We start from the raw sequence: 9,588 nt of genomic DNA, 5'->3' as shown, positions 1-9,588 counted from the left end.
GGTCCGCAGCGTGCGGCTGGCGCCCGCGGAGCCGGTGGCCTGCGCGGAGGCGGTCGCGGCGGCGTGCGTCGCCGACTGGCTCGTGCTGGGCCCCGGATCGCTTTACACGAGCATGCTGCCGCACCTGCTCGTGCCGGGGATGCGCCAGGCGATCACGAGTTCCCGAGCGCGGGTGCTCATGGTGCTCAACCTGGCCGCCCAGCCCGGCGAGACCGCGGGCTACACCCCGCAGGCGCACCTGGACGTGCTGCGTCAGCACGTTCCCGGCCTGCGGGTGGATGTCGTGCTCGCCGATCCGACGGCCGTGCCCGAACCCGAGCCGCTGGCCCGGGCGGCGGCGCGGCTCGGAGCCCGCCTGTACCTGGCGCCGGTGCGAGTGCCGGGGGTGCCCGTGCACGACCCGGTCCGGCTCGCGGCAGCCTTCCAGGCGGTGTTCGCCGGGCTGCCCGAGCGCCCCCCGGCGACGGCGGACGCGGCGTCGTGGGATTCGGCGTCGTGGGATTCGGCGCCAGGTGACCAGGCGCCGGGGGATCAGGCGCCGGGTGACCAGGCGCCGGGGGATCAGGCGCCGGGGGATCAGGCGCCGGGGGACTCTGCCTCCAGGGGGGCCGCGACCGGTCTGGTGCCACCGGCGCAGGCCACGGCCTCGACCGGCACCGCCGCGCCCGTGCCACCCGCCGCCAGGACTGCCGGGATCAGCCCGGCCGGCGCGGCGGCGTCGCGGGGGCCGTCCGTGAACGGCGCCAGGCGGCCGGTCACCACGTACCCAACGTCCGGCGGTGCTGACCGTCGGACCTCATCCGGTGAAGCCAAGGAGTGATCGGTGTGGCGGCGATGACGGCCACCGTCAAGGACGAACTGAGCCGGCTACGGGTTGCGAAGCCCTGCTGCCGGCGGGCCGAGATGGCCGCCCTGCTGCGTTTCGGCGGGGGACTTCACATCGTCGGGGGCCGAATCGTCGTCGAGGCCGAGCTGGACACGGGTGCCACCGCGCGCCGGTTGCGCCGCGAGGTCGCCGAGGTGTTCGGCTTCCCGTCCACGGTCGCGGTGCTCGCCGCCGGTGGGCTGCGCCGGTCGGTGCGCTACATCGTCCGGGTGGAGCGCGACGGCGAGCAGTTGGCCCGCTCGACCGGCCTGCTCGACCAGCGGGGCCGCCCGGTGCGCGGGCTGCCGCCGCAGGTCGTGACCGGCTCGGCGTGTGACGCGGCGGCGGCGTGGCGGGGTGCGTTCCTCGCGCACGGCTCGCTGACGGAGCCTGGCCGGTCCTGCTCGCTGGAGGTCACCTCGCCGGGGCCGGAGGCGGCGCTGGCCCTGGTCGGCGCGGCGCGCCGGCTCGGTGTGCAGGCCAAGAGCCGGGACGTGCGCGGCGTCGACCGGGTGGTGATCCGCGACGGCGACGCGATTGGCGCGCTGCTGACCCGCATCGGCGCCCACGAGAGCCTGCTCGCCTGGGAGGAACGGCGGATGCGCCGGGAGGTCCGGGCGACGGCGAACCGGCTGGCGAACTTCGACGACGCCAACCTGCGCCGGTCGGCCCGGGCGGCGGTCGCGGCCGGGGCCCGGGTGCAGGCGGCGATGCGCATCCTGGGCGAGGACGCCCCCGAGCACCTGCTGGCCGCGGGCCGGCTGCGGCTCGAGCACGCCCAGGCGTCGCTGGAGGAGCTCGGCGCGCTGGCGGACCCGCCGTTGACCAAGGACGCGGTCGCCGGGCGTATCCGGCGGCTGCTGGCGCTCGCCGACAAGCGGGCGAATGCCCTGGGCATCCCCAACACCGAGGCAAGCGTCTCACCGGACCTCCTGGAGAACGCCTGAACCCTGACAATGGGCTGCTTGGACAATTTCGGGCATTTCACTACCTACATGACCGGAATTGCCGATCCGACGCCGGGCACTGATGGCACGCGACGATGCGCGCCGTGGCCGGCCGGGGCCTGATCAACGGTTCGTGGCCGCGTGGAATAATCACCGGTGGCACCATCGGGATCGCCCGTGCGGGCGATGTTTCGACTCGCGCCGCGCGGCCGCCCACCCGGGCGTCCGCCGGCCGGTGCCCCCGTCCTGACCGGGTGCGTACCTGGCCCGGAGCGTGGACGGGCGCAGTGGGGGAACCTTCGGCTGCGGCGGGTCGTCGTGGTCGGAATGAGGCAGTCCGCCCGGCGGGCGGGCAGCCTGTTGTGAGGAGACCAACACCGCACGCTTCGGATTCCCGCCGATGATGTGCGAACTCGTTAGGCTCCTCCCTCGACAACGTCATACGAACGTGTCACCACCGTTCCGGGCCACCACCCGGACGGCGTCATGACCCGATCGGCGTCATGACCCAACGATTCGACGTCACACACGACGGTAGGGAGTCCAGGACGTGGCTACGCGGGTGGGTGTCAACGGCTTCGGGCGTATTGGCCGTAACTTCTGGCGGGCGCTCGCGGCGACCAAGCGGGACGACCTCGAGATCGTCGCCGTGAACGACCTGACCGACAGCAAGACGCTCGCGCATCTGCTGAAGTACGACACCACGCTGGGCACGCTCGCCGCCCCGGTGAGCACCGCGGACGAGGGCATCCGGGTCGGCGACAAGCTGATCAAGGTTCTCGCGGAGCGCGACCCGGCCGCGCTGCCCTGGGGCGAGCTGGGGGTGGACATCGTCATCGAGTCCACCGGCCGGTTCACCAAGGCCGCCGACGCCGCCAAGCACCTGCAGGCGGGGGCGAAGAAGGTCATCATCTCGGCGCCGGCCAAGGACGAGGACCTCACCGTCGTCATGGGCGTGAACGACGACGCCTACGACCCGGCGAAGCACCACATCCTGTCGAACGCCTCCTGCACGACGAACTGCGTGGCGCCGATGGCGAAGGTCCTCGACGAGGCGTTCGGCATCACCCAGGGCCTGATGACCACCGTGCACGCCTACACCAACGACCAGGTCATCCTGGACTTCCCGCACTCGGACCTGCGCCGGGCGCGGGCGGCGGCGCAGAACATCATCCCGACCACGACCGGGGCCGCGAAGGCCACCTCGCTGGTCCTGCCGCAGCTCAAGGGCAAGCTCGACGGCCTGGCGATGCGCGTGCCGGTGCTCGACGGCTCCGTCACCGACCTTGTCGCCACCCTGGCGAAGCCCGCCAGCAAGGACGAGGTCAACGCCGCGTTCAAGGCGGCCGCCGAGGGCCCGCTCAAGGGCTACCTGGTCTACACCGAGGACCCGATCGTCTCCTCCGACATCGTGAACACCCCGGCGTCGTGCACCTTCGACTCGCTGCTCACGATGTCCGCCGGCAGCCAGGTCAAGATCATCGGCTGGTACGACAACGAGTGGGGCTACTCCAACCGGCTGGTCGACCTGACCGCGCTGGTCGGCGCCCGCCTCTAGTGGCCACCCCGGCCCCGGGTCATCGCCGCGGGCGGTGCCCGGGCCGGCTCGCCGAGGTTCCGAACCGACCGACCTCCCCACCGATGAACCGACCCCGTGCCGGCCTTGAACCCTGGAGTAACGAAGAGTGAGGACGATCGACGACCTGCAGGTCGCCGGGCATCGTGTCCTGGTCCGCAGCGACCTGAACGTGCCGCTGGACCGGTCGGGCGAGACCCCGCGGATCACCGACGACGGGCGGGTCCGCGCCAGCGTCCCGACGATCGCGGCGCTGCTCGATCGCGGCGCCCGGGTGATCGTGACCTCCCACCTGGGCCGGCCGAAGGGCGAACCCGACCTGAAGTACTCGCTCGGCCCGGTCGCGGCGAGGCTCGGGGAGCTGCTGGGCCGCCCGGTCGCCTTCGCCGGTGACGGCAGCGGCGACATCGCCGGGGCGCGTGCCCACGAGATCGTCGGCGGCCTCGCCGACGGCGAGGTGGCGCTGCTGGAGAACCTGCGGTTCTCGCCCGGGGAGACCTCCAAGGACGCCGTGGAGCGGGCGGCGTTCGCCGACGCGCTGGCGGCGCTCGCCGAGTTCTACGTCGGTGACGCCTTCGGCGCTGTGCACCGCGCGCACGCCAGCGTCGTCGACGTACCCAAGCGTCTGCCGCACGCCGCCGGCCGGCTCGTGCTCACCGAGCTCGAGGTGCTCCGCCGCCTCAGCGAGGCCTCGGACCGCCCCTACGCCGTCGTGCTCGGCGGCTCGAAGGTCTCCGACAAGCTCGGCGTCATCCGCTCCCTGCTGCCGAAGGTCGACGCGCTGCTCGTCGGCGGCGGCATGTGCTTCACGTTCCTGGCCGCGCTCGGCCACGGGGTGGGCGCGTCGCTGCTCGAGGCCGAGATGATCGACACCTGCAAGGAGCTGCTCGCCGAGGGCGGCGACCGGATCGTGCTGCCGACCGACGTCGTCGTCGCCGATCGGTTCGCGGCCGACGCCGCGACCGCGACCGTCGCCGTCGACGCCATCGACGAGGGCTGGCTGGGTCTGGACATCGGCCCGGCGTCCACCGCGGCGTTCGCCGACCGGCTCGCGGGCGCCGCCACGGTGTTCTGGAACGGGCCGATGGGCGTGTTCGAGATGGCGCCGTTCGCCGCCGGGACCCGCGGGGTCGCCGAGGCGATCGCCGCCGGATCGGGCTTCTCCGTCGTCGGCGGCGGCGACTCCGCCGCGGCCGTGCGGACCCTCGGCCTGCCGGACAGCGGCTTCAGCCACATCTCCACCGGTGGTGGGGCGAGCCTGGAGTACCTCGAGGGCAAGGCGCTGCCCGGCCTCGCGGCGCTCGACGTCTGAGGCCGGAACCGACATGGCACCGCTGGGACGCGGACGAAAGGGCAGCACCGTGGGCACGCAGAAAGCGGGCAAGGCCGGGCGGCGCACGCTGGTGGCCGGCAACTGGAAGATGAACCTCAACCACCTCGAGGCGATCGCGCTGGTGCAGAAGGTCGCCTTCGACCTCAAGCCCGCCGAGCTCGAAGCCGTCGAGGTCGTCGTCGTACCGCCGTTCACGGACCTGCGCAGCGTGCAGACGCTCATCGACGGGGACAAGCTCGCCCTGTCCTACGGCGGGCAGGACCTCTCCCCGCACAGCTCCGGCGCGCACACCGGCGACATCAGCGGCGGGATGCTGGCGAAGCTGGGCTGCAGCTACGTCGTCGTCGGCCATTCGGAGCGCCGCGCCGACCACCACGAGGATGACGCGGTCGTCGCCGCGAAGGCCAGGGCCGCCTACGCCGCCGGCATCACGCCGATCCTGTGCGTCGGCGAGGTCGAGGAGATCCGGGTCGCCGGCACCCACGTCGAGCACGTGCTGGGCCAGCTCGCCGGCTCGCTCGCAGGCATCACCGCCGAGCAGGCCGCGACGATCGTCATCGCCTACGAGCCGGTGTGGGCGATCGGCACCGGCCGCACCGCCTCGGCCCAGGACGCCCAGGACATGTGCGCCGCGGTGCGGGGCAAGCTCACCGAGCTGTATGGCGCCGAGATCGCCGGCGGCATCCGGGTGCTCTACGGCGGCTCGGTGAAGGCGGCCAACGCCGGCGAGCTGTTCACCATGCCCGACATCGACGGCGGTCTGGTGGGTGGGGCGAGCCTGGTGGCCGAGGAGTTCGTCGGCATCGTGCGCAGCGGCCCGACGGCCTGAGCGCCGGGGCGCCCACCGGCCGCGGACTCCCGGTCGGTGGGCGGCTTCGGTGCGCCGTGATGTCCCGAGGGCCCGGCCGAGGAATCGGCCGGGCCCTCGGCATGTCCGCCCCCGGCCGGATCCGTGTGGGCACCCCCAACGGCCTCGGTCGGCAACCCCATCGGGGCAAAACTTCCGGTGTGGATCTTCGGCTGGGGCGGGCCGGCACCGTGGTTCGCCCACCGCGGTGCGGTACTTTCGATACCTGGCCTGGAGTCCTACCTCCGTCATACGCACCCCGAACATGACGAGGTATGACGAAAGAAGTGTTTTCTTGATCCCCTGAACGTCGGCGGGCGCCGCGCGGCTGCGCTCGTCCCTGGCGGGTGGATCGACCGGGTGACGGCGCCCTGCCGTCTCCCCTGGAGCGGGAGCTGGTCCGAATGACGGTCGGTCTGTCGATCGCGCTGATTGTCGCGAGCGTGCTGATGATCCTGCTCGTGCTGCTGCACCGGTCGAAGGGTGGCGGTCTGTCCACCCTGTTCGGTGGCGGGGTGTCCTCGTCGCTCGGTGGTTCCTCGGTCGTGGAGAAGAACCTCGACCGCCTGACGGTCCTCGTTGGGATCATCTGGTTCATCTGCATCATCGGCCTCGGTCTGCTGCTGAAGAGTTGAACCGACCGCGCGCGCGCCGCCGCCCCGCCCGGGGCCGGGCTGCATTCCGACTCGCGGCGCTGTTCGCCGCCCTCGCCGTCGTGGCCGCCGCCTGCAGCGGCGCCTCTGGCGGTGCCCCCTTCGCCGCCAGCCCCACCCCGGTCGCCGCGACCACCACCGCGCCGGTCGCCAAGCCCGGCGGCACCCTGCGCATCGTCACCGGGCAGATGCCCAGCGGCGACCCGGGCTGGGCCGACCAGTCCGGCGAACAGGCCGTGGCCCGGCTCGTCACCCGCCAGCTCTACAGCTACCCGACCGACCCCAGCCCGCAGAGTTCGACCGTGCCCCGGCCGGACCTGGCCGTCGGCGCGCCGATCGTCACCGAGAACGGGCTGGTCTACACCGTCCGGCTGCGCTCGGCGGCCCGCTGGGACACCCCGAACCAGCGCCGGATCACCGCCAACGACGTCGCCCGTGGCATCAAGCGGCTGTGCACCCCGCCGAACCCGTCGCCGTTGCGCGGCTACTTCGCCGCGACCATCGTCGGCTTCGGGCGGTTCTGCGACGCCCTGTCGGACACCCCGGTCGCCGATGCCGCCGCCTACATCGAGAGCAACACCATCGAGGGCGTCGAGATCGTCGGGGACGACACCGTCGCGTTCCACCTGATCGCCCCGATCAACGACTTCGTGGACGTGCTGGCGCTGCCGGCCGCCGCGCCGGTGCCGCTGGAGGCGCTCGCCTACCCGCCGGACTCGGCCGCCTACCTGCGCGACCTGGTGTCCGCCGGCCCCTACCGGTTCACGGTCTCCCCGGCTGACGCGCCCGGGTTCCGCCTCGCCCGCAACCCGTCGTGGAGCGCCTCCTCCGACGGCATCCGCCGCGCGCTGCCGGACCACATCACGATCACGGACGGGCTGTCTTCCGAGCAGATGCAGCAGGACCTGGAAAGCGGCGACGCCGACATGTCACTCGACGGCGTGCTGCCCACGAGCCGGGCGGCGGAGCTGGAGAAGTCGAAGGACCCGCGGCTCACCGTCGACCCGGTGGGGTCGACCCTGGCCCTCACGGTCGGCCTGAACGGGCCATCCGCGGCGGCGCTGCGCGAATCGACGGTCCGCCAGGCGCTGCCCTACTGCGTCGACCGCCGCAGCCTCGCCGCGGCCCTCGGCGGCCCGGACTTCGCGACGGCGACCGGCAGCCTGCTGCAGTCGCCGATGACCGGTTACCGGGCGGTGGACCCGTTCCCGAGCCTCGGCGAGGGCGGTGACCCGGACCGCTGCCGCCAGGCGCTCGCCCAGACCCCGGGCGGCCCCGTCACGGCGCTGTCCCTGCTCGCCTCCGACAGCAGCACCGACGCCGCCGTCGCCGAGGCGCTGCGGACCGCCTTCGCCCGCGCCGGCATCCGCCTCGACGTCCGGATCCGCACCGGCGCGCGCCTGGCCGCCGCCGCGGTTTCCCCTGCCAGCCAGTTCTGGGACCTGGCGCTGACCTGGATCACCCCGGCCTGGTACGGCGACGCCGGGCGCACGGTGTTCCAGCCGCTGCTCGACGAGGACTGGACCGGCCCGCGGCCCGCGGACGGCGGCTACCGCGACCCGGTCGCCCTGCGCCAGCTCGACGCGGCCCTGCGCGACGCGGGCGACGCGGGCGACGCCGACGACTGGAGCGACCTGGAGCAGACCGTCATCGGCAGCGCCGCCGTCATCCCACTGGCCGTCACCCACACCCCGGCCTTCCACAGCGGCGCCGTCACGACCTTCACTGTCGTCCCCTCCATCGGGACGGCGGACCCGACGGCCGTGGCCCTGGGTACCGGGTGAAGGGCGGGCTGTCCCCGTTCGTCCCGGCTGCGCCTGGCCGGGTCGGGGTGGTCGGTGCATCCACGTTGGCCCCTCGCGGCCTACACTCCCTCCAGGACGTACCCGGAGGGACAACCGGGGGGTAGTGCCGGGAAGGTCATGCTTGCGGAGCCGACCGGCGGTCCGCGCAGTGGTCCCCACCGCACCCGGCAATGTGGGTGCGATGTCCGGGGACACCAACTTGGGACGAGACGAAGGAGCACGCGGACCGTGGCAGGTGGCAACGCCATTCGGGGGAGCCGGGTCGGGGCTGGCCCAATGGGAGAGGCGGAGCGGGGCGAGACCGCGCCCAGGCAGCGCGTCTCCTTCTGGTGCGCCAACGCGCACGAGACCAGACCGTCGTTCGCCGTCGAGGCGTCGATCCCCGACACATGGGACTGTCCGAGCTGCGGCCTGCCCGCCGGCCAGGACCGGGAGAACACCCCGGCCCCGCCGCGGACGGAGCCGTACAAGACGCATCTCGCGTACGTGCGTGAGCGTCGCAACGAGAAGGACGGGGAGGCGATTCTCGCCGAAGCGCTCGCGAAGCTCCGGGGCGCCTCCTAGCCTGGGCTGGGCCGGCCGGTCGCCCGCTGGGCCCCCGCCGGTCCGACCCGAGGATGGTGCGCCGTGACCGTGAAGGACGTCGGCGCCGGCCGTCTCGTCGCGGGGCGGTACCGGCTGCTGACCCATCTCGGCTCGGGCGGCATGGGTACGGTCTGGCGGGCGTACGACGAGGTGCTGCGGGTCGACGTCGCCGTCAAGGAGATCCGTTTTCCGGCGGACCTCGACGGTGACGAGCGGGCCGGGCAGGTCGACGCGGCGATGCGGGAAGCCCGCAACGCCGCCCGGCTGCGCGGCAACCCGCATGTCGTCACGGTCCACGACGCCGTCGAACAGGATGGCCTGCCGTGGATCGTGATGGACCTCGTGCCCGCCGACACCCTGGCGGCCATGGTCGAGCGGGACGGCCCGCTGCCCGTGGCCCAGGTCGCCGGCATCGGCTTGGCCGTCCTCGACGCGCTCACCGCCGGGCAGCGGCTCGGCGTGCTGCACCGGGACGTGAAGCCGTCGAACATCCTGCTCGCGCGGGACGGCCGGGTGCTGCTCACCGACTTCGGCATCGCGACGCACACGTCCGACCCGACGTTGCCCGAGCGGCACTCCGGCGGGGAGCCGCTCGTCCAGACGGCGGTCGACCTGCTCGCCAGCCGGGGCGGGACGCCTGCCTACATGGCCCCCGAGCGGCTGCTCGGCAGGCCCGCGACGCTGGCCGGGGACCTGTTCGCGCTGGGCGCCGTGCTGTATCTCGGTGTCGAGGGCACCGCGCCGTTCCTGCGGGACAGCCTGCCGCTGACCATCGGTGCGGTCGTGCGCGAGGAACCACCGCCGATGCTGCGGGCCGGGCCGCTCGCCCCCGTCATCGCCGGCCTGCTCGCGAAGAGCCCGGCGACCCGGCTGAAGGCCGTCGGCGCGGCGGCGCTGTTGCGCTATGCGCTCACCCCGCCCGCGCAACGCACACCGGACCCCACCAGTCGATGGCCGCCGGCCGTCGAGCCGCCGGC

At 73.4% G+C, this 9,588-nt stretch carries 9 protein-coding genes; all 9 read left to right on the top strand.

Annotation, left to right across the window (positions count from 1 at the left end; all coding sequences use genetic code 11):
- On the top strand, nucleotides 1–820 hold an 820-nt coding region (locus MXD58_RS12560; RefSeq protein WP_250609337.1), incomplete at its 5' end, for a 2-phospho-L-lactate transferase CofD family protein.
- Between the two features lie 14 nt (nucleotides 821–834).
- Nucleotides 835–1,812 (top strand): DNA-binding protein WhiA, encoded by a 978-nt coding sequence (gene whiA, locus MXD58_RS12555; RefSeq protein ID WP_248839986.1) that lies wholly within the window; start codon nucleotides 835–837, stop codon nucleotides 1,810–1,812.
- Between the two features lie 550 nt (nucleotides 1,813–2,362).
- A complete protein-coding gene (gene gap / locus MXD58_RS12550) occupies nucleotides 2,363–3,370 on the top strand; it encodes a type I glyceraldehyde-3-phosphate dehydrogenase (RefSeq protein WP_248839944.1) in 1,008 nt (335 codons plus the stop codon).
- A gap of 127 nt (nucleotides 3,371–3,497) precedes the next feature.
- Entirely contained in the window at nucleotides 3,498–4,700 is a 1,203-nt protein-coding gene (locus tag MXD58_RS12545) for a phosphoglycerate kinase (protein ID WP_248839943.1), read from the top strand.
- A 13-nt stretch (nucleotides 4,701–4,713) separates the two neighbouring features.
- On the top strand, nucleotides 4,714–5,550 hold the full coding sequence (gene tpiA / locus MXD58_RS12540) for a triose-phosphate isomerase (RefSeq protein WP_284678266.1): 837 nt from the start codon (nucleotides 4,714–4,716) through the stop codon (nucleotides 5,548–5,550).
- Nucleotides 5,551–5,972: 422 nt separating this feature from the next.
- Entirely contained in the window at nucleotides 5,973–6,203 is a 231-nt protein-coding gene (gene secG / locus MXD58_RS12535) for a preprotein translocase subunit SecG (protein ID WP_248839942.1), read from the top strand.
- Nucleotides 6,200–8,005 (top strand): ABC transporter substrate-binding protein, encoded by a 1,806-nt coding sequence (locus MXD58_RS12530; protein ID WP_248839941.1) that lies wholly within the window; start codon nucleotides 6,200–6,202, stop codon nucleotides 8,003–8,005. The genes secG and MXD58_RS12530 overlap by 4 nt, the downstream gene beginning before the upstream one ends.
- Nucleotides 8,006–8,254: 249 nt before the next feature.
- Complete coding sequence (locus MXD58_RS12525) at nucleotides 8,255–8,590, top strand: RNA polymerase-binding protein RbpA (RefSeq protein ID WP_248819170.1); 336 nt, start codon at nucleotides 8,255–8,257, stop codon at nucleotides 8,588–8,590.
- A 63-nt stretch (nucleotides 8,591–8,653) separates the two neighbouring features.
- The coding region (locus tag MXD58_RS12520; RefSeq protein ID WP_250609336.1) for a serine/threonine-protein kinase at nucleotides 8,654–9,588 on the top strand (935 nt) is incomplete at its 3' end.

Origin of the sequence: Frankia sp. AgKG'84/4, assembly GCF_023242965.2 — a bacterium.
Lineage (GTDB): Bacteria > Actinomycetota > Actinomycetes > Frankiales > Frankiaceae > Frankia.
This window is presented reverse-complemented; position numbering and strand designations above follow the sequence as displayed.

Excerpts from the sequence above, each read along its gene's own strand:
- whiA (WP_248839986.1), top strand. The coding sequence starts at position 835 with ATGACGGCCACCGTCAAGGACGAACTGAGCCGGCTACGGGTTGCGAAG.
- tpiA (WP_284678266.1), top strand. The coding sequence starts at position 4,714 with ATGGCACCGCTGGGACGCGGACGAAAGGGCAGCACCGTGGGCACGCAG.
- secG (WP_248839942.1), top strand. The coding sequence starts at position 5,973 with ATGACGGTCGGTCTGTCGATCGCGCTGATTGTCGCGAGCGTGCTGATG.